Source organism: Nafulsella turpanensis ZLM-10 (genome assembly GCF_000346615.1).
Lineage (GTDB): Bacteria > Bacteroidota > Bacteroidia > Cytophagales > Cyclobacteriaceae > Nafulsella > Nafulsella turpanensis.
Genome location: NZ_ANNU01000015.1, coordinates 32,510 through 52,865, shown reverse-complemented (window position 1 = coordinate 52,865; position 20,356 = coordinate 32,510). Strand labels below are relative to the sequence as shown.

Sequence of the window (20,356 nt, the reverse complement as noted above, 5' to 3'; positions counted from 1 at the left end):
AATAACTTTAAGAGATATAAAAATGGGTATCATAGAAAAGGTTGTTAAACAGGTGAAGATTTTAGGGGGTAAAGGAACAAAAGATAAAGTTTACTCCAGTAAAAGTGAGTACCCCGGCAAAGAAGCTGCTCTTCGGGCCTTCGAAAGATCAAAAGCAAAGCTGTTCAATGTAAATAAATGGTCGGATTTGCCTGGCCTAACCTCCACCTTCGAACTTTACACCAGCAGCGGCAAACCGGCAGGCGACCGGGAGCCACAAAAAGGAGATTATATCAGGATAATGCTGCCGCTTCCCGCTCCGGAAAACTGGGTGGTGGTAACAGATATCCGGCAAAATAATGAAATGGCGCAATTTACGGTGAGCCCCAGCAGGGACCCTCGTGAGGGAGGCGAGGACATTGAACACTTTTTTATTGATGAAGCAACCAGCACCTTTAAAATAACCCTGAACGGCCAAACCCTCTATGCCTATGAAATCGGGAAAAATGAAGGTATCAATAACCAGGGCACTGATGCCGGAAAGCGGGAACTGATTAATACGCTTGTGGCCGAAGGAGGATGGATCTTCTTTCAGAAAATTCAGTGGAGGCAGCTTACCGACTATCTCGTACATAAAATAGAAGCTAAAAGCTAAGCTGGTTTCCCGTTCTCACCAGTAATGGCTCCTGCCTCTCTCCTCCCTGACCGGGCAAAAGCAGGGACAGCAGCAGAACTTTGCCACTAAAGAAAACGTAGAGGAAAAAGTCTTTTGATTCCCCTGCTCCAGGAGCGTTAACAGAAAATTACAGGAGCGCGGGTTTTAAGGTGTGGGATTACATTAAGTGCAGAATATCAGCCCTACCTGAACATTTATGCTCTTTCTGAAAAAGAAAGGGAACATTTTTATTAATTTCGCACCTCTTAGCGTTTACTTTGGATATTGCATATTTATTTGCTGAATATGGTTTGCCCTTTCTCGTAGGCACCATTATGTTTGGAGTAGGGATAAACCTACAGTTGGAAGATTTTCGAAGAATCATAGTAAAGCCGCAGGAAATTACTGTTTCCATGATCGGACAGATGATTCTTTTACCGCTTATCGCCTTCCTGATTGCCCTCCTGCTCGACTTCCCTACATGGGCCAAAATTGGCCTGGTACTGGTGTCGGTAAGCCCTTCCGGGGCATCGCCTAATTTTATTACCTATTATTTAGATGGTCGCCTGGCGCTGGCGGTCTCTACCACGGCTCTTAGCAGTGTTCTTTCGCTCATTGCCATTCCACTGATAGTGAGTCTTGCGCTTCAGATATTTGAATCGAAGGGCCAGCAAATTTCCCTGCCTTTCTGGGAAACTATTCTAAAAATATGCATCACTGTTATCATCCCTATTTCTTTAGGTGTGCTACTCCGGGAGAATAAAGAAGAAATAGCCATAAAACTGGAAAAAATAATGAAATGGGGGATGCCGGTCATTCTCCTGATAATTTTTGGAGGCTCCATTTTTCTGGAAAGCGGAGGCAGCAGCTTAGATATAATGAAGTACCTGAACCAGTATCCTTATGCCATTGCCTTAAACGTTGGGGCGGTCCTTGCTTCTTACCTGCTGGCACGGCTGGTTCTTAAAGATAAAAAGGCCCATTACACTATTAGTACCGTCGTAGGCATCCAGAGTAATGCTTTGGCTATTTTTGTGGCGAATACTATCCTTAACAGGCCCGACTTAGCTATTATGCCTATCATCTACAGCTCATTTACCTTCTTTAGCACCGCCCTTTTTGCCCTTGCGGTAAAAAAGCTCGAGTAGTAAGAGCCTCCTCCCCGGGAGTGGGTGTTCTCTTTGCCTGTCGCTGATTTTTTTTGCTCTACTATTCGTTTAAATTAAGGTGAAGACAGAGCACTTACTATCTTCCCCTGCAGGAATAAGGGCCTATCTGTTCATAAACTAAACTTTGCAGCTGTGCTCCCCGTATCTTTTATCAGAACATGATTTAACGTTACAAACTATTTTTATGAGCATATTAAGTATATCACGAAAGAACCAGTACAAGGCAATTGATAAATTAGCAACAATTGCCGTGGCAGTAGGTACCCACACTTTATTAAAAAAGGGCTGGAAGAACTTTACTAAAAACGAGCCGCCGGAGAACCCATCGGACCCTGGGGTACAATGGAAAGATGCGTTTATGTGGGGAGCAGCTACAGGCTTAGGCATAGGCTTGTCTAAAGTGCTGATGAAAATACTGGTCGATGCTTCATGGGAGAAATACAAAGGCCCCAGGCCCTCCAGTGTGTGAGGCTGAAATAATCCATTTTGTATCGAAACCAGCCACAGCAGCATAAGAAAAGCGGACAAGACCGGGTTTGTCCGCCTGATTTTAATTTTTGCAAAACAGCGTACGGCCTCCTTCTTTCTGAATTAAAGCAAAAGCAGCTTATCAGAGAAAAAGAACCACTCTTATTTGATAGCAGAATCATTTAAAAAGATTACTGTATTTAAAAGTAAGTGGGTAAAGGCTTATTAGGAAGGGAGCTGAGCCGGCATTTGCAGAATGAGCCGCAATTATAATTTAAAGTGGATGGTAAAAGTGGATCCTTCCCCTAACTTGCTTTCCACTTCTATTCTTCCTCCTGCATTTTCCACAATCCGCTTTACAATGTACAAGCCAATTCCCGTGCCCTCAACATGTGAATGAAGCCGCTTGAACATAGAAAATATCTTCTCTTTATACTTCAGGTTCATTCCTAAACCATTGTCCTTTACAGCAAACACCATCTCACCATCCTTTTCCTCACAAAACAAGCGAATGTGGGGCTCGCGGTCGGGAGACCGATATTTAATGGCATTAGAGAGCAGGTTGTAAATGATGCTTCTCAGATTTTTAGGAGAAAAAAGAAGGGGACGTGATTGGAAGTTGGTTTCAATAATCGCTCCCGATTTCTGAACCTCCAACTCCATATCCTTTAATACCTCATTTACCACAAGGGCAACATCTACCACCTGTACATCTTCATTGGCCTCTTTTTGCACCCTGGATACTTCAGAAAGGTCAGAAATAGTGGCCTGCAGGCGTTCTATAGATCCGAAAATCATTTTCACCACCGTTTCAACTTCCTTTTTCCGGAGGCTTTCCTCAGGAAGCCGGGGCATTAAAACTTTCATTAAGCCCTCAATATTCAGAATCGGCCCTTTCAAGTCATGCGAAGCGGAATACACGAAATTGTCAAGGTCGGCATTGATGGCTACCAGTTCCTTATTCTTCTCTTCAATCTGCTGCCTTGCCTCTACCTGTTCAGTTACTTCAACGGCTATGGCCGTAACGCCTTTTACCACTCCTTTGGAGTTCCTGAAAGGGTAATAAATAAAATTAGCATAAATAGTTTCCTGCTTTCCGCCACGCCTGAGCACCAAAGGGAATTCATTAAATGCGTGGGTGGCTCCATTTACTAAAACATCTTCGAGCAGTTCTTCCAGCCCCTGACCTTTTGCTTCTGGCAAAGCTTCAAAAACAGGTTTATTAATAACCTGCTCGTAGGTACGGCCCCAAACCACGCACATACTCGGGTTAGCGAGCTCTACTATCAGGGAAGTACCCCGCAAAATGGCAATGGCTACAGGGGCCTGCTGAAATAAGTTAATCAACTCCTCTTGTTGCCTTTTTACCTCTTCGCGGGCCTGTATACCGGCAAATGAGGTGGCAATTTGTCCTACGAGTAACTCATGGAAGTTTTTATAGTCTCCATCATATTCCAGCTGAGTGCTTATGCCGGAAACAAAAAAACCAATAAGTTTATCCTCACCTGGTTTCAGAATCGGTAGTACAACCGCTTCATTAATTTTTCTACCAGAGCCTATGCCCTTAACATCAACAGAAAGTTGAATGGCCTTCATACTACCACTCCGCCAAACCTCAACTAAGCTCCACACATCAACTTCCCCTTGCTGAAGCAGGTTTACCTCCACGGGCGCTAATTCCTGGGGTATTTTACCTGATTGCCCTAATAACTTTGCTTTTGTTCCTTCTCTGTCCAGAATATACGTAAGGCTGAAAGGAACATCATGCTGACAATTAGAGAGCACTTCGCTTATCAGGAGACTGGCGCCACTCAGTGTTTCAACCTGCACGGTTGCATCTGCAACATCCTTTATAGTTCTGAGGCGCCTCTGCCCCAGAACAGTTTTAGTTTCCTCATTGCAGGCGCAAAAAAGGCCGCCTATTCCGCCCTCATCGTCTGGAGCAGGACTATAGGAGAAAGTCCAGAAAGTTTCTTCTGAAAAGCCCTTCCTTTCCAGGAACAATTGGAGTTCCTTCGCATAAAAAGGTCGGCCATTTCCAATTACTTCTTCTACCACCTGTCCAATGTCGCCCCATATCTCTCTCCACATTTTTCTGGCCGAAGCGCCTAAAGCCCTGGGGTGCTTTTCTCCTAGCGCAGGCAAATAGGCGTCGTTATGGAACATATACAAATCCTTGGACCACCAGATAAACATCGGAAAATTCGAATTAAGGATAAGCCGTATAGCTATTTTCAAGCTTTCCGGCCACTGCTCGGGCTTTCCCATGGGATGAGATTCCCAGTCGTAAGCGCGCATCAGAGCCGCCATTTCCCCTTCACCCCCAAATAAGCTAAAAGGGCGGCTGGCTGTAGAGGGACCTTTAATACTGGACATTAATAATTAATCTGATTTTAAAAAATTTAATAGCTTACCTGGTTAAAAGCCGAAAATGTTCATTCTCCAAGTTAGTAAACTCCATTTGAAATATTGCCACCACAACATTAATACTTTTGTCAGGAGGTGGCGCAATTTAACCTAGGAACACGGCTACTCTTGCGAAGAGGCTCTTAAATCTTACTTTTTCTGATTTTTGGATATCCCTAACAGATGGTGAATGATCAAAAGGTTAAGCGGAACTGACACTCCAAAGCGCTTAAAATGTTTATGATGGCCAGGTGCCAGAAGATTTACTTCGCCCACCAACCGCTAATTTGGGTTTATCTATGCTTTATCGACCATTTACGGCACCAGTCACAAATTCAGTTCAGGCTTCACCTCCCACTAAAAAATGGTCATAAAAAAAGCGGACAACTCTAGGAATTTCCTTGAATTGTCCGCCCAGGTGCGCAAGAGAGGACTCGAACCTCCACACCTTGCGGAACTGCCGCCTGAAGACAGCGCGTCTACCAATTTCGCCACTTGCGCATATATTTCCCTCACTCAATTGCTTTGGGATTGCAAATATACTACTCTTAATCAATAAAACAAGGAGTAGGTTCCCTGTAACAAAAAAAATTACCCCTCCTTTTCGCTGCCCGAAAAAGTCCTCTACACTGGAATTAGTTGTGGAAGAGAAGTGCATGCCTGCCTCTTCGTACTCCTTTCTCTTTTGTTAACTACAACCTATTGGGTAGCTTTATCGTTGCAGCCAGCATCCACAAATGGAAGATTTAAGTGGAAAAGTTGACAACATTCAACAAGTTTTTTTGTTTTGTTTATTTATATAAAACGCATTCTGTTCATTCCTGCTGCGGTTTATGTTGTAAACAGCTAATTTATAAGCAAAAAGAACTTGACTATTTGAGGATAAAACCTTCTTTTTGGGAAATGAACCAGGCTATGCCTCTAAACGAAAACGAGTTATGAAGCTGAAGAAAGTATACATTATCTTCTATTTTTTACTAATTGGCATGAGCAGCACTGCCTATGCACAGGATGAGCCTACGGGACCACCTACTTTAGAGGAACAGTTCCGTTCCATGAAAAGCGCATCTAACTCCTACCAGGAGTACAAGGTGGTTAAAGAGACCCTGCTCGACCAGTTCTACAGCAATGTAAGAGATTCTCTGAGCACCATTCGACAGGATATTTTAGAAGCCCAGAACAAAATTTCGGCCCAGCAACAGGAAATTACCCGCCTGCAGGATGAGCTTGAAGAGCAGCAACTGGCCGTCGAAGATAGTCAGTACGATATTGAGCACATTGAGTTCCTGGGAATAGATGTGCAAAAGGCCACCTACAGTACCATTGTCTGGAGTATAATTGGAATACTGCTCATTATTCTGGCTATTGCCATTTATAAGTATAAAAGCAGCAATAAAGTGGCCGTAAAGAAAAAAAATGAGTACGAAACGCTCGATACTGAATTTAACGAGTTTAAAATAAGAGCCAGGGAAAAAGAAACCCGCCTGATGCGCGACCTGCAGACAGAACGTAATGCCGTGGAAGAACTGAACCAGCGACTTTCTTCCTCTCAAAAAAGTAAATAGGGCTTTACACCAAACCGCCAAAAATAATATTCTCATCAGCATGTAAAATCCTGAACTAAAACAGTTCAGGATTTTTTTATATCCATGGTATCAGAAAATAAAGTAAATTGCATACTGAAGATTCTTTTATCTCTGCTCCACACCTTATTTTGGCGCCAATACTTTACTTAAGAGTACAAACATTTCGTGAGTTAAAAGATTATTAATGGAACTTAGAGGACCTGCACAATCGCCAGAAGGAGAACCTGAAATCAGCTACCAAAAGCTCGAAGGCCTGGCTACTCATGTCTTAACCAGCCAGTTAGACAAAGCTACGCAGCTTAACCTTAAAATTGCACAGCAGTCGAAGCTGCCCTTACTAAAGCTCTTCGCCCACCTTACCGAAGCCGAACTTTTTGAGCTGTCGAAAAAAGGCGTAAAAGATTTTTTTGAGCAGCTGGCTAGCCACACCGCCCTCCAGGAGGCAAAGAAATCTTTCCTCGAGTGGAAGAACGGGAAACAGATAGGCTTCTCCCGTGAGGCGGTACAGCTTAACGATATCGTACTCACGTACAGCATCCGCAAGCAGGTGATCCTGCAGCTGTTACCAGGCTATACCTCCGATTGCCTGCTTATAGTAGCCATTATGGAGGAGCTCGAACAGCTGCACCAGCAAATCGAACAATGGGCTTTTCAGGTATATCTCGATATTCAGCAGGAAAACCTGCATTCAGAGAATTCCTTTCTCACCTCTCTCATAAAATTTAATACCGGAGGCATAATGGCCTTAAACCGGCAGAAGGAGGTTACGGAATGGAATCCGGCCCTGGAACAAATACTAGGCATAGAAAAAAATAAGGCCCTTGGCCGTTCCATTTTTGAATTGATACCAGCCCTGGCAGGAACTGAAATAGAAGTGGCTGTGGAAGATTCTTTGAACGGAAAGAGCATTCACCTCCCCCGCCATCCCTTTAAATCGCGCAAGGGCTTTTACGATGCTCATGTAAGCCCTCTTTACGACCAGCACCAGCAGGTTTGTGGCTGTATGGCCGTTATCACTGATATTAGCGAAAGGGTAAAAGCCGAGGAACAACTCAAAGAACATAAAGAAGAGCTGCAGGCGGCTAATGAAGAGTTAACCGAACAACGGGAGGAGCTACAAGCCGCCAATGAAGAACTCACTGAACAACGCGAAGAAATAGAGGCGGCCAATGAAGAGCTGCAGGAAAGTCTTACCCAGCTGGAGGAGGCACAGGAAGCCCTCCAGCAAACAGTAGATCAGCTCGAGGAGGCTCAGCAAATTGCCCATTTAGGCAGCTTCGAGTACCATATCCCATCTGACAACGTATGGTGGTCGAAGGAAATGAAGCGGATATTCGGGCTATCTACCGGAGAACTTTCCATGAATTATGAGGAATACCTCACATTTATCCATCCGGAAGATCTCGAGTTTGTAAAACAAACCATCGCTCGTGCCATCGAGCAAAAGCAGTCTTATACCTTCCAGCACCGAATTATAAGGCGCGATGGAAGTATCCGCTGGTTACAGAGCAATGGAAAACTGGTCTTCTCTTCCGATGGAAAGATGTATCAGCTAAAAGGCACTTCGCTCGATATTACAGAACGTAAATTAGTCGAACTCCAGATACAGGAAGAGCAGTATTTTGTCCAGAAAGTAACCGAAACAACGCCTGATATCATTTCTGTTTTTGACCTTGAAAAGAGGGCCAATATTTATGGCAACAGGGAGCTTACACAGGTACTGGGCTACTCCGCAGAGGAAATGGAGGAGCTCCGCAAAGATCCTCTGTTTTTACCAAAGATGATCCATCCGGAGGATATGCAAAATGCTACGCAGTTTCTGAAGGAATACAGAGAATATACCGGAACTGAAGCCAGAGAGGTAGAGTACCGAATTCGAAGAAATACAGGAGAGTATATATGGGTTAGTGCCCGCTATCATGTTTTCAGGCGAGATGCCAAAGGCTTTCCCATCCAGATTATTGGTATTACCCGCGATATAAACGAAAAGAAGAAAGCCGACGAAGAACTGAAGCAAACAAACTTTAAGCTGCACGAAACCAACGAAGAGCTGGTCCGGACCGAAGAGCTGCTAAAGGAAGCCAATAATGAACTGGAAGAGCAGGTACAAAGACGTACGGCTGAATTACAAAATAAAAATGTTCAGCTCCAAAAGATCAATGCCGACCTCGACAGCTTTATATATACCGCTTCGCACGACCTGAAAGCACCCATTGCAAACCTCGAAGGCTTGCTGATTTTGCTGGATAAAAAGCTGCAGGAAAGGCTCCCCGAGAAGGATCATAACCTGCTGGCCATGATGAAGACCTCTATCGACCGCTTTAAGCAAACCATTGCCGACCTTTCGGATGTAACCAAAATGCAGAAAGAGCTGGAAGATCAGGTAAACGAAATTGTTCAGCTGCCTGAGGTTTTTGAAGATGTAAAGCAGGATATTAACGGTCTTATCCGGAAGAACGGGGCCATTATCCATTCCTCTTTTGAGGTAGAGGAAATAGCTTTCGACCGTAAAAACCTTCGCAGTATCTTTTACAACCTGCTGGCCAACGGCATTAAATACCGCTCTCCCGACCGACCGCCCGAATTGTTTGTAACAACAAGTAGGAACAGGGATGGAGAAGTTGTACTTAGCATACGGGATAATGGTGAAGGAATTCCGGAAAACCAGTACGAAAAGATATTTTCGCTATTCAAGCGCCTTCATAAAAATGTGGAAGGCTCGGGTATGGGCCTCTACATTGTTAAGAAAATTGTAGAGAACAATGGTGGCCGTATTGAAGTTGAAAGCACAGTCGGCCAAGGAACAAATTTTAAAATTTATCTGCAGAATGAAGAAACCCCTGAGTGCAATACTGTTGGTAGATGATGATGAAATCAGCAATTATATTACCAAATCTTTAATTGCTGAAATGGACCTTGCTCCTGAGCTGGAGGTAGTTACCAACGGTAAAATGGCCCTTGACTTCCTGGACGACCACCCCCTGCTTTCTAAGGGAGAGGAGGGGCACCTGCTCGTTTTCCTTGACCTGAATATGCCTATAATGGATGGTTTTGAGTTTATGGGAGAATTTGAGAAACGGAAATGGAAAGATAAAGTAAGCGTAATAATGCTCACCAGTTCCAGTAGTCCCAAAGATCTCAACAGTGCGAAACATTATAATTTTTTAGGTTACCTTCAAAAACCCTTCAGCCAGGAAGATATCCGTAAGCTCCTCAGTGGTGCCTTCATTTAGTTCTTACTAAATAAGAAGGTGTCTCCTCTGCCTGTATCCCGGTTCAGTACCCCGAATTACCAATTATTTTAGTAAAATAATTGGACAAGAGTTTGTTTAGCCATTGCATTTAGCTTTATTGCTAAAAAAATGGATTGTATGGCAGATGACAAATATTTTAAAGGAAGAGGATCGCAAATACAAACGGCCAATCCCTTTCTACAGCAGCAATATGTAAGTGAGCATATCGAAGGCCTTGATGAGCCGCTGCTAAGCCAGCCCCAAACACAAATTTTTAAGGAGAGTCCGAAAAAGATTGTCAGCAAGGTAGATAGCCCCGATCTGGGAAAGGTGTATTCTGTAAACCCTTACCAAGGCTGCGAGCACGGCTGTGTTTATTGCTATGCCCGCAATTCGCACCAGTACTGGGGCTTTAGTGCCGGCCTCGACTTCGAAAGTAAAATTATTGTAAAAGAACAGGCCGCCCGCCTGCTGGAGAAAGAGCTCCGGCATAAGAGCTGGGAACTACGCCCCATCATGATTTCCGGCAATACCGATTGCTACCAGCCACTGGAACGAAAGTTTAAGCTTACACGGCAGCTGCTACAGCTTCTAAAGGATTACAGGCACCCGGTTGGGATTATTACCAAAAACAGCCTTATTACCCGCGATGTAGATATTCTGGAGGAAATGGCGAAGCACCACCTGGTGCATGTGTACTTCTCGATCAATACGCTAAATGAGGAGTTGCGCGGCAAAATGGAGCCGCGTACCGCCAGCGCCCGCAAAAAGCTGGAGGCAATGGAACTCCTGTCCCAAAAAGGTATACCTGTTGGGGTAATGAATGCTCCGGTCATTCCCGGTCTCAATGACCACGAAATTCCTGAAATTATCCGGCAGTCGGCAGAGCATGGGGCCCGGGCAGCCGGCTACACCATTGTACGGCTCAATGGCAGCCTGGGCCCTTTGTTTGGAGACTGGCTTCGAAAAAATTATCCCGATCGCTTCGAAAAAGTGTGGAACGGCATCTGCAGCCTGCATGCCGGCAAGGTGAATGACAGCCAGTGGGGGAGACGAATGGGAGGAGAAGGACCTTTGGCACTGGCTATTTCGCAGCTTTTCCGCTTAGCAAAGAGGAAGTATCTCAGCGGCCGCTCCATGCCAGCTTATAATTTGCAGGCCTTCCGCAGAGGTAGCCAGTACACCTTGTTCTAGAAAATTAACCAGCTCACTTACTTCTCATCCCTTCGGCTCAGGTAATCGGTATAGTTGGGCAGATCCCGGTCGTACTTCTCCTGCAGGAGGCGGGAGGTAAAGATGTAGTCGGCAGTGGCACGGTTACAGGCCACGGGGATATTCCATACCGCGGCAATTCTTAATAGTGCTTTTACATCGGGGTCGTGCGGCTGCGATTCCAGCGGGTCCCATAAAAAGATAAGAAAGTCTACTCCTCCCTCTGTTATTTGGGCGCCTAATTGCAGGTCGCCTCCAAGAGGCCCACTCTGTAGTCTTACTACGTCCAGCCCTGTTTCCTCGTTCAACAGCTTTCCGGTGGTTCCGGTGGCAATGAGCCGGTAGTTCTCTAATAATTTTTTATTGTGTTTACACCACGCCACCAGGTCGGGCTTTTTATTATCGTGTGCTACCAGAGCAACCGTAGGCCTTGTTTCGTTCTTCATATCATACTTGTTTAGTACCGAATGTACGGCAAAGAGCGCAAAAGGGCAATTGGGTAAGTTAAAAAGGCAGGAAGGCCGGCCCTAAATGCTGATGGCAATTTTACCCCTTGCATGCCCGGTTTCACTATAGCTGTGAGCGAGGTCCAGCTCTTCGAGTGGGTATACTTTGTCGATAACTACTTTAAGCTTCCCTTCATCGACCAGCCGTTTCAGCTCCATTAAATCAGCATGATTGGGTGTAATAAAGAAGGTCTTCATCTGCTTATGCTTTTGCAGTTTACTGAAGCCAATATCCAGTATGCTTTTAACGGAGGGAAGAGTGGTTACCAGCATTCCGTCGTCGTAGAGGCATTTTTGTGCCTCACCAAAAGAAAGATTTCCATGCGCATCGAAGATAAGATGATATTTATCTTCCGGCTTCAGTACTTTTTCTGTGGTATAGTCAATTACCTTTTCGGCTCCAAGCAATTTTACCATCTCCAATTTGGAGGTACTGCATACACCGGTTACATGTGCACCCATTGCTTTGGCAATTTGTACCGCAAAAGTGCCTACACCACCCGATGCGCCATTAATTAATACCTTATCGTCCTTTTCCAGCCTACCAAAGTCTCTCAGGCCCTGCAGGGCTGTTAAGCCAGCAAGCGGGAGAGCAGCCGCTTCCTCATCGCTTAGCTTTGCGGGTTTTGGGGCCAGGGTAGAAGGCTTTACCTTCAGGTACTCGGCATAAGCCCCTCCTTTCACCGCCCTTTCCATTCCAAAAACTTTATCACCCTTTTCATATCCGCTTACTCCGGCGCCCACTGCTACTACCTCTCCACAAAAATCGGCTCCCAGAATTTTAGGGAAATCATTGCCAGTTACAATTTTAAGATCGCCCTGTCGTATTTTCCAGTCCACCGGGTTTACCGACGAGGCACTGACTTTAACTAAAAGCTCTGACGTTCCAATTTCAGGCTGAGGCATCTGCCGGATTTTTAAACTATAGGGAGGGCCATAACGCTCTATTACTGCTGCTTTCATGCTTTACATTTTTAGGTGTTTCTTCCATAAATATTTCCTCCGGTATGAGATGATATATTTCTGTTTTTATCAATTCAGGAAAATCAGGGGCTATAAAGTCTTCCTTGGCTTTACCAGCCACCACTAGCCCCACCGCCACCAAAGCCCCCGCCGCCGAAACCTCCGAAGCCGCCACCACCACTTCCTCCACCAAATACTCCACCACCGCTATTAAAATCCTGGTAGGAGCGTCCGCGGTGGCCGCCCATTCCTCCCATCAGAAACAGCATAGGCCACCAGCCGACTGAGCGCCTGGAGCTCGCCAAATGGCCTTTTCGGTAGCTGCGCATTCTGAGGATAGGAAAAATGATGAGAAAGAAGATGACCAGCAGGGCAAGCCAGGGGCTTCCACCCTCGGAAGTTTCCCCTACACCTACCTCTTCGGCAGTATACTCTCCGGAGGCGAGTTTAATAATGGTATCGGTAGCAGCATCGAAGCCGGCATAAAACCTTCCTTCACGGAAAAGAGGCTTCATTTGCTGCTCAATAATTCGCTTCGCCAGTGCATCGGGTACGGCTCCTTCAAGACCATAGCCGGTGGAAATATTGATGCGTTTATCATCTCGCGATACTAAAATAACTAAACCGTTGTCCAGTTCCCCTTTACCCACGCCCCATTCGTGCGCCAGCTCGGTGGTATACTGGGCGATATCCATACCATTTGTGTTGGGCACGGTAACAACTACCAGGGCAGAGGAAGTGCTATCGTTGTAATTTCGAAGTTTTCTTTCCAGCCGGGCCTGCTCTTCGGGGCTGAGCATCTGGGCAAAATCATTTACGGCTCTGGCTGGCCGCATTGGCTCAGGTATATTCTGTGCCACGAGCAGCAGGGGCAGGGAGAGTAGTATATAAATAAGGACTAAAAACTGTTTTATCATTCTTTTAGGATTTGAAATACCGGAACAGGAGAGCTTCTACCCTCGCTAATCCTTGTTGAAGGATATGTCGTCGGAGAGCTCGTTCCGGTCGCTTGACTGGTAAGGAAAGTGGGCCTGCAGTTGTTGGCCGGCCATTTTTATTCCTTCGGAAAGGCCATAGGCATACTTTCCTTCTTTAAACTGTGCCACCATAAAGTCGCGTATATTTTCCCAGAAGCCTTCGGGTACTTTTTGGTTTATGCCCATGTCGCCCAGTATTGCCAGCTTGTGGTCTTTCATGGCTAGGTAAAACAGTACTCCGTTTCGCAGCTCTGTTTTGTGCATCTTTAGCTGGGCAAATACTTCCGCGGCCCTATCCAGCACCTCTTCCCGGCAATGGTTCTCCAGGTGTACCCGTATTTCGCCCGAGGTATCTTTTTCTGCTTCCTGAATAGCTGCAATAATCGACTTTCTCTCTTCTTCGCTCAGTTTATCTTTTGGCATTTCCGCTAGGTTTATATTAAAAAGTAACTTCCGGCACTTCTTCTGCGCCTTCTTCTGCTTCGAAATAGCCCTTCTCTTCAAAGTCGAACCAGCCGGCAATAAAGTTCTGTGGAAAACGCCGGATGTAAGCATTGTAAGCCTGCACGGTTTCATTGTACCGCATTCTTTCAGTGGCAATTCGGTTTTCTGTGCCTTCGAGCTGGGCCTGGAGTTCCAGGAAATTCTGGTTAGCCTTTAACTCCGGATAGCGCTCGACAGTGGCCAGTAGTCGACTGAGTGCCCCGCCTAACTGCTCCTGGGCCTGTTGAAACTGCTGAATCTGTTCAGGGTTGAGTTCATCGGCATTTACATTGATAGAAGTGGCCTTTGCCCTGGCTTCTATTACTTCGGTAATAGTTTCTCTCTCGAAATCGGCATAGCCCTTGACCGTATTTACCAGATTTGGAATCAGGTCGGCCCGCCGCTGGTATTGGTTCTCGACCTGCGCCCATGCCCCACCTACCTGTTCATCTTTGGTAACCATGGTGTTGTAGCCGCAGGAGCTCAAGCCAAAGAGTAAAAAGATCCCTGCTAAATATAAAAATGCTTTTCTCATGTTGGTCTTTACTGATTTTAATTATTTCTATTCAATACCAACTACTTTTATGCCTGGTAGTTTAGCAGCCACAATTCTTTCCGGTAAAAATTGCTGTTACTGTGTTACAATTCCTTTTTCCTGAGAACTGCCCCCGCAGGCATTTTAAGAATGGCTCCAGGTTTTCCTCCACCTCTTTTCAGTTATTCACAAACTAAAAAAGGGAACTGCTTTTTTGCAGCTCCCTTTAAAATTTATTCTACCCCAGATGTGGTTTATCTTTTTCTACGATTTCCATAGAACTTCTCTTCATCGAAGTGATCGTGGGTATAAAACTCATCATTATTAGGGTCGTAGCGATCATCCGGAAGTTCATCGGAACGATGTTCTACATTCCTGTTCTCTACCGGCCGACTTCCGTCAGGATACTTCTCCGGGTGGCGGGCACCACCGGGTGTAGTGGTTCGCTCCGTAAACTCAGGAGAGGACATACGACTTCTGTCATGGATTCCCGGATTATCTTTTTTATTTTCCAGGTTACCCATATTGGTTCTACGGCTTGTATCTTCCCCTAAACTGGTGGAGCGGCTCATATCACTGGTTGACCTGAAGTTATCTTCTCTTTCTTCAGCACTCCCTTTTGGTGCCTCCACATCAGGTTCGGTATCGTGGATACGTACACGCCCCTGCTCAGGGTTATCGCTTGGCGGTGGTCCCTGGCGTAACTCTTTGTTAGGCAGGCTGGAAGTACGACTTCCTGATATACCACTCGTACCAATGCGCTCTCTAACTTCACCACCTGTGGTTAGGTTAGACTGCCCAAGGGTAGTTTGGCCGTCGGGGCGGCGCTCTCCGGCAATTGAACTGTCGCCACTTATGGTGTTAGAGCTTCCTCTGGTACGATCTTTCATTCTGTTTTCTTCCGGCAGGTCACTTATTTGTCCTGTTCCGTAGCTGGTTTCATTGGGCGAATTATCACGCGCAAAATCAGCATCTCTGTCTTTTACATCGTCGCGGCGCTCGTAAATTTTCCCGGTGTGGGCATCACGAATGGTTTCGTGTTGCGAAACGCTTCCTGCCACGCCTGCAGCCGGTACGGTTCCGCCTGCTTCATAAAATCCGCGTACAGAATGCTCATGGTCGCGGGTAATGGATTCGCCACGATAAACCGGGTAATTAGTGCTGTTATGGGTGGTGATACCGCTTACAACTACATCATTATTCTTTTCATGCAAACGGGCTGCCCCCACAGGAACCAGCATATAGTGGTCATCCTTATCGGCTGCGAACTTATCAATAGTATCTACAACCAGGTAACGTACCTTCATCCGGTCGGTATCTACAATCAGTTCATCAACAGTACCAATTTTTTCATTATCACCGCTAATGACTGACCAACCTCTAACATCCGGATCTTCGGAAGCTACCTGGTAGTCATCTAAATCTTTTAGCCGGGCCAGATGTGGGTTGTTCCTCCCTGTTCCACGGACTTTATCATAAGTACTATCGCTTTGTGTGCGAGTTCCTTTCATACTTCGGGTTCTTGTATCTTCTTTCATTGTTCTATCTCCTCTCTAAAAAATTAAACTTATCAGGCCCGGATTGGCCCAAAAAATGAAGTTGTTTTCATCAAACTTCATAAAAGCTGTCTATGACAAGCGCCTGAGGGGAATGTTCTGGCTGGAATAAGCTGGCATCGCCTACTTCTTCCACCTCTACTTCCTCAAGGGCCGGTTCTTCTTCTCCAAAGGCTTCTATCAGGAACCAGATGATTCCCAGTAAAACAATAATGCCTATAATCCAGGGCCAGATGGATGATTTGTCTTTTTTCTCAACTTTTATTTCTGCCATTGTTTTTTGGTTTAGTTAAAAAATATTGAGAGAGCATTCTCTCCTTAAAAAATGCCTGATGGTGAGAAGAGGAAAAAACCAGCACAGCTTCCCATATACACAGAAAGTCCGGGTAATGTATAAGTACGTGGGAATGAAAGGCTTGTTACGTTATTAACCTTTTTGTTTTTTAAAAGCCTTATTCCTGCTTTTTTAGCTTTCAGCCATTTAATATGATGAATAAACCCCAGGCAGAGCTAAGCTAGGATAGCTTAAGGAAGGTAGTGAAGGCTGTTACTGGTTTCGGTGAAAGTAGATCAACTCCTCTTAAGTTGTAGGGGAAGGAAAGAGGAATATCCCACGCAAATAATTTGTTACCTGTTCCCGCTCCGGGAGAACCAGGCTGAAAAGTTTCTGTTTGCTACCTGCTGCTTCCATAAGCTGTAAGGACCAAACGCCGGCGACCGCCATGATTCCGGTGTTCGCAAAGGTAAATTCCTTGCCAGGTGCCCAAGTTCAGGCTTCCTTTGGTAATGGGAATCTGGAGGGAATTGCCCAGCAAAGCTGCTTTCAGGTGAGCCGGCATATCGTCAGATCCTTCCTGTGTATGGGTATAGTGGGGCTCATTTTCCGGCACTAACACATCGAAATGACTCCGGAAATCGACCCGTACACTGGGGTCGGCATTTTCGTTAATGGTGAGCGAAGCAGAGGTATGCTGAATAAATACATGCAGTATTCCGGCTTCTATTTCGGCTAAAAAATCACAGGCTTCTTCAATCTTCCGGGTTACCAGATGATAGCCGCGCGGAAAGGCCGGCAGTTCAAGGCTTGTCTGGAATATTTGCATTGGGTTCATTTTATTCATCTTCTTCTGCCTGTTCAGTATATTCGTAGGCCCCCATATCGGGCTGTCCGTCGCGCGACTGCCCCTCCAGGTCAAGTTCTATGGAGGAGACAACACCTGCATCTATAGCCGGAGAGAGCGAATCGGGCCGGTAATCATACAGTTCAATATTTCGGAAGCCCGGCAGGTGGCGGTCGGAACCTAAAATATTTTCTTTTTCATTAAAAGCAGCATCGGTCGTGCGCAAAAGATTATGCCGGAATTCAAGCTCTATATCGGCTGTTCCGCTGTTATCGACCACCAGCTCTTCGCCTCCCGTAATATTTCCCCACACGATTGAATTTTCCATGAGCACCTGCAGGGGTTCGGTCAGTACAGAGCCATCGGCCAGTACTACATTATCAGATAAGAGGAGCACCGGGTAGTTTTCGCGCTGAGAGAAATAGTTGGCAAAGGTGCAATGCCTGTAGGTATAATTTCCGCCCGCCATATTGGCCACTGTCAGCTGTACAGAGGTATTAACAAGGGTATTTACGGCCAGCAAATCGGAGGTATAGGCAACAATGCCGGCTTCGAGCGTATTTTCGATGCGGCAGCTTGCCAGCTCCAGGTCAGGTATTGCATCCTCATCTGGTGTGCCAAGGTAAATGCCGTATTCAGCATTTCGAATATCGCAGTACGACAGCCGATTGCCGCTGCTGCCGGGCAGAAAGATGAGGCCGCCCCACTGCCCCGGCTGGTTCTCGTAATAAGGATCGAGCCGCTGGTTGCGGAAAAGAATTCGTTCCCCTTCTGCACTGTCACCTTCCGCTACAAGAGTTCCTTTTATATACAGGTAGGCATCGGGCTTAAAGTATAGCCGGCTGCCTTTTTTAATTTGAAGGGTACAGAGCGAATCGACCAGCAGGGAATTTTCTATCACATAGGGCAGGGGACTATCCCACACCGCATTGCAGGCCACCACTGTATCGCTGACAAAGAGGGCATTTTGCCCGTAGCCAACCACTGCCACCTCCTGCCTGAGGCCTTTGTTCATGAACACCAGCTCATCGCTGGCAAGGTAGGGCAGGGTATCAGATGTTTCAGGGAGGGTGGCTTCCAGCAACAGCAAAAGGCTATCGCCCGCCAGCAGCAGCTGGTCTCCAAAAGCAGCACCTGGCTGCCCGTTTACATAGAGGGTATAGGGCGACTGGGCTCCACCGGAAAGGGCAATCTGCTCTATCAATACCGATTTTTCTGAAGGATTATACACCCTGAAACGGTGGGTAATACTTTGCTCGGTAGTAAAAATGGTGTCGAATAGTATGCTATCCTGCTCAAACTGCAGCCTTACTGCTTCCCCGGCCAGAATTTCATCTTCCGGCTGGCAGGCCCAGAAAAGGGCTGTGCTCAGCATACATAAAAGAAGCAGTTGTTTCACCTTTAGGGTACGTTTACCTCGGTAACGCTTTATCTCGCCTTTTCAGTACTGCCACCATCTTTTAGTTTAGTGGCATTTTCGGCAATACGAAGTTCTTCAATAAAATCGCCAATTTCTCCATCCATTACGGTAGGCAGGTTATGAACTGAATAGCCAATACGGTGGTCGGTTACCCGGCCCTGCGGGTAGTTGTAGGTACGAATTTTATCGGAACGGTCGCCGCTTCCTACCATGGAGCGACGCTGGGCACCCACTTCGTCGTTATGCCTTTGCAGCTCAATTTCATACAGGCGGGAGCGGAGTACTTTCAGTGCCTTCTCGAAGTTCTTGATCTGCGATTTCTCATCCTGGCAGCTTACCACCATTCCGGTAGGAAGGTGGGTAAGGCGTACGGCTGAGTAGGTGGTGTTTACCGACTGCCCGCCTGGCCCGCTGGAACAGAAAGTATCTTTGCGGATGTCGTTCATGTTAACATCTACCTCTACCTCTTCCATTTCGGGGAGTACGGCTACGGTGGCGGCAGAAGTATGGACCCTGCCCTGGGTTTCGGTAGCCGGTACCCGCTGCACACGGTGTACGCCCGACTCGAACTTCATCATACCATATACCTCGGGGCCGCTAAGGGTAGAAATTATTTCTTTATACCCGCCGGATGTTCCCTCCGTAAGGTCGAGTACTTCCATTTTCCAGCCCTGCTTTTCGGCAAAACGCTGGTACATTCTAAAGAGGTCACCGGCAAAAATAGCAGCTTCATCGCCACCGGCACCCGCACGGATCTCCAGAATTGCATTTTTAGAGTCGTTCGGGTCTTTAGGAATCATCATTTGCTTAAGCTCATCTTCCAACGCTTCTTCCTGCGGATAAAGCTCATCCAGTTCCAGCTTCGCCATTTCGCGGAACTCGGGGTCTTTTTCGTTCGAAAGAATTTCCTTGGCATTTTTAATATTGGCGGTTACCAGCTTATATTCCTCGTACTTCTGCACGATCTTTTCCAGGTCTTTATATTCCTTGCTTAGCTTGGAATACTGCTGCATATCGGCCATCGCCTCGGGCTGTACAATTAATTGCGCAACTTCTTCGAAACGATGTTTTATGGCATCTAATTTATCTTTCATACTCTCAGTAATTTCAGCACAAAACTAACAAAACCATGGCTCAATTGTGTATTCCTGTACAATAATTTAGTATTTCCTTCTTTCATTCCTGCTTTTGCCATGGAAGCCCCTGCGACGACTCAAAAACAGGATACTCTGGAGGTAAAAGATCCGGAATTAGATCCTCAACAGCCTGCACCATATTAAAATTGTATTCCTGCACGATGTTTTATAAAAGCCTGATTTTCTTTGTAAAAGAATTAAAACATTACGCAATTAAGGTATAGCCTGTAATGCTACATGAAATTGATGAATCAACAGCTATGTTTGCAGTATCATTTATTTATTAAGAACAAACATTGCTATATGAGAAAGACGTACCACGTTGTTGTATTATTTACAGTTTTCCTGATGATGGGTACAAACGCAGCGCAGGCACAGCAGGTTGATTACAAGTTCCATACGGTATTCATTTACAACTTTACCAAATATATAAAGTGGCCTGAAACCTCGGTTGGAAATGAATTTGTCATTGGTGTACTAGGCAATTCCGGCATTACCGAACATCTGAAGAAGATGGCAGAGTCTAAGTCGGTAAGCGGAAAACCGATTGTAGTAAAAACTTTTAACAGCCCGGCTGAGGTAGCCCACTGCCATATGCTGTTCCTGCCAGAGTCTAAAAGTAAGGAACTGGCCGCGCTACGGACTCAACTCGCCAACCAGCCAACGCTCATTATTAGCGAAAAGGATGGATTAGGCAAAGAAGGAAGCGATATTAACTTTATTGTTAATAATGGCCGCTGGAACTTCGAAATTAATCAGGCTTCGACCGATTTACGGAATCTGAAAATTTCGGGAGAGCTTACCAAATTTGCTCATAAAATTTACACCAAAATTTAAGAAGGAGCTAATTTTCAGCTATACCGAAAAGGATTTAAGATTAAAGGTTGCCGAAAAGCAAGATACCTTACATGGATTGCCAGGCAACCTTTTTTATTTCCTGCCATCGTACCA

General features: G+C 45.8%; 19 protein-coding genes and 1 tRNA gene. 8 read left to right on the top strand and 12 right to left on the bottom strand.

Features of this window, described 5'->3' with window-relative positions; genetic code table 11:
• The first annotated feature begins 22 nt into the window (after positions 1 to 22).
• The 3 genes from F752_RS0107070 to F752_RS0107060 all read left to right on the top strand — a co-directional run bounded on the left by F752_RS0107070 (position 23) and on the right by F752_RS0107060 (position 2,272).
• Complete coding sequence (locus F752_RS0107070) at positions 23 to 634, top strand: hypothetical protein (protein WP_017731029.1); 612 nt, start codon at positions 23 to 25, stop codon at positions 632 to 634.
• 278 nt (positions 635 to 912) lie between these two features.
• Positions 913 to 1,782 (top strand): bile acid:sodium symporter family protein, encoded by an 870-nt coding sequence (locus tag F752_RS0107065; RefSeq protein ID WP_017731028.1) that lies wholly within the window; start codon positions 913 to 915, stop codon positions 1,780 to 1,782.
• A gap of 205 nt (positions 1,783 to 1,987) precedes the next feature.
• Complete coding sequence (locus F752_RS0107060) at positions 1,988 to 2,272, top strand: DUF4235 domain-containing protein (protein WP_017731027.1); 285 nt, start codon at positions 1,988 to 1,990, stop codon at positions 2,270 to 2,272.
• A 266-nt stretch (positions 2,273 to 2,538) separates the two neighbouring features.
• On the opposite strand, the gene F752_RS0107055 is transcribed toward F752_RS0107060, so the two are convergent.
• Both F752_RS0107055 and F752_RS0107050 read right to left on the bottom strand, forming a co-directional pair.
• Positions 2,539 to 4,647 (bottom strand): sensor histidine kinase, encoded by a 2,109-nt coding sequence (locus tag F752_RS0107055; protein ID WP_017731026.1) that lies wholly within the window; start codon positions 4,645 to 4,647, stop codon positions 2,539 to 2,541.
• Between the two features lie 449 nt (positions 4,648 to 5,096).
• Positions 5,097 to 5,178 (bottom strand) — tRNA-Leu (locus tag F752_RS0107050).
• A gap of 437 nt (positions 5,179 to 5,615) precedes the next feature.
• On the opposite strand from F752_RS0107050, the gene F752_RS0107045 reads away from it, so the two are divergent.
• The 4 genes from F752_RS0107045 (at position 5,616) to F752_RS0107030 (ending at position 10,690) form a co-directional block, all read left to right on the top strand.
• Positions 5,616 to 6,242, top strand: a complete 627-nt coding sequence (locus F752_RS0107045) for a hypothetical protein (protein WP_017731025.1) — start codon at positions 5,616 to 5,618, stop codon at positions 6,240 to 6,242.
• Between the two features lie 205 nt (positions 6,243 to 6,447).
• Positions 6,448 to 9,129 carry a PAS domain-containing protein gene (locus F752_RS25250; protein ID WP_017731024.1) on the top strand — a complete coding sequence of 894 codons (2,682 nt, stop codon included), beginning with the start codon at positions 6,448 to 6,450 and terminating at the stop codon, positions 9,127 to 9,129.
• The gene (locus tag F752_RS0107035) at positions 9,092 to 9,496 is read left to right on the top strand and encodes a response regulator (protein WP_040664450.1); all 405 of its coding nucleotides are present in this window, start codon (positions 9,092 to 9,094) and stop codon (positions 9,494 to 9,496) included. Before F752_RS25250 ends, F752_RS0107035 begins: the two co-directional genes overlap by 38 nt.
• 138 nt (positions 9,497 to 9,634) lie before the next feature.
• Positions 9,635 to 10,690 (top strand): PA0069 family radical SAM protein, encoded by a 1,056-nt coding sequence (locus F752_RS0107030; protein ID WP_017731022.1) that lies wholly within the window; start codon positions 9,635 to 9,637, stop codon positions 10,688 to 10,690.
• A gap of 17 nt (positions 10,691 to 10,707) precedes the next feature.
• On the opposite strand, the gene F752_RS0107025 is transcribed toward F752_RS0107030, so the two are convergent.
• The 10 genes from F752_RS0107025 to prfA form a co-directional block, all read right to left on the bottom strand.
• Positions 10,708 to 11,154 carry a methylglyoxal synthase gene (locus F752_RS0107025; protein WP_017731021.1) on the bottom strand — a complete coding sequence of 149 codons (447 nt, stop codon included), beginning with the start codon at positions 11,152 to 11,154 and terminating at the stop codon, positions 10,708 to 10,710.
• Positions 11,155 to 11,235: 81 nt separating this feature from the next.
• Positions 11,236 to 12,177 (bottom strand): NAD(P)-dependent alcohol dehydrogenase, encoded by a 942-nt coding sequence (locus tag F752_RS0107020; protein WP_017731020.1) that lies wholly within the window; start codon positions 12,175 to 12,177, stop codon positions 11,236 to 11,238.
• Between the two features lie 110 nt (positions 12,178 to 12,287).
• On the bottom strand, positions 12,288 to 13,094 hold the full coding sequence (locus F752_RS0107015; RefSeq protein WP_017731019.1) for a TPM domain-containing protein: 807 nt from the start codon (positions 13,092 to 13,094) through the stop codon (positions 12,288 to 12,290).
• Positions 13,095 to 13,139: 45 nt separating this feature from the next.
• The gene (locus F752_RS0107010; protein WP_017731018.1) at positions 13,140 to 13,577 is read right to left on the bottom strand and encodes a TPM domain-containing protein; all 438 of its coding nucleotides are present in this window, start codon (positions 13,575 to 13,577) and stop codon (positions 13,140 to 13,142) included.
• A 16-nt stretch (positions 13,578 to 13,593) separates the two neighbouring features.
• Positions 13,594 to 14,172: a LemA family protein gene (locus F752_RS0107005; RefSeq protein WP_017731017.1), complete on the bottom strand. Its 579-nt coding sequence runs from the start codon at positions 14,170 to 14,172 to the stop codon at positions 13,594 to 13,596.
• A gap of 254 nt (positions 14,173 to 14,426) precedes the next feature.
• Positions 14,427 to 15,710: a PRC-barrel domain-containing protein gene (locus F752_RS23645; protein ID WP_017731016.1), complete on the bottom strand. Its 1,284-nt coding sequence runs from the start codon at positions 15,708 to 15,710 to the stop codon at positions 14,427 to 14,429.
• 70 nt (positions 15,711 to 15,780) lie between these two features.
• A complete protein-coding gene (locus F752_RS0106995; protein WP_017731015.1) occupies positions 15,781 to 16,002 on the bottom strand; it encodes a hypothetical protein in 222 nt (73 codons plus the stop codon).
• A 400-nt stretch (positions 16,003 to 16,402) separates the two neighbouring features.
• Positions 16,403 to 16,849 carry a secondary thiamine-phosphate synthase enzyme YjbQ gene (locus tag F752_RS0106990; RefSeq protein WP_017731014.1) on the bottom strand — a complete coding sequence of 149 codons (447 nt, stop codon included), beginning with the start codon at positions 16,847 to 16,849 and terminating at the stop codon, positions 16,403 to 16,405.
• Entirely contained in the window at positions 16,842 to 18,248 is a 1,407-nt protein-coding gene (locus tag F752_RS0106985) for a right-handed parallel beta-helix repeat-containing protein (protein ID WP_236613990.1), read from the bottom strand. Before F752_RS0106985 ends, F752_RS0106990 begins: the two co-directional genes overlap by 8 nt.
• A 29-nt stretch (positions 18,249 to 18,277) precedes the next feature.
• Positions 18,278 to 19,363 (bottom strand): peptide chain release factor 1, encoded by a 1,086-nt coding sequence (gene prfA / locus F752_RS0106980; RefSeq protein ID WP_017731012.1) that lies wholly within the window; start codon positions 19,361 to 19,363, stop codon positions 18,278 to 18,280.
• Positions 19,364 to 19,708: 345 nt separating this feature from the next.
• Here prfA and F752_RS0106975 point away from each other — a divergent pair, with 345 nt between their 5' ends.
• Positions 19,709 to 20,242 carry a YfiR family protein gene (locus F752_RS0106975; RefSeq protein WP_040664448.1) on the top strand — a complete coding sequence of 178 codons (534 nt, stop codon included), beginning with the start codon at positions 19,709 to 19,711 and terminating at the stop codon, positions 20,240 to 20,242.
• Positions 20,243 to 20,356: the final 114 nt, after the last annotated feature.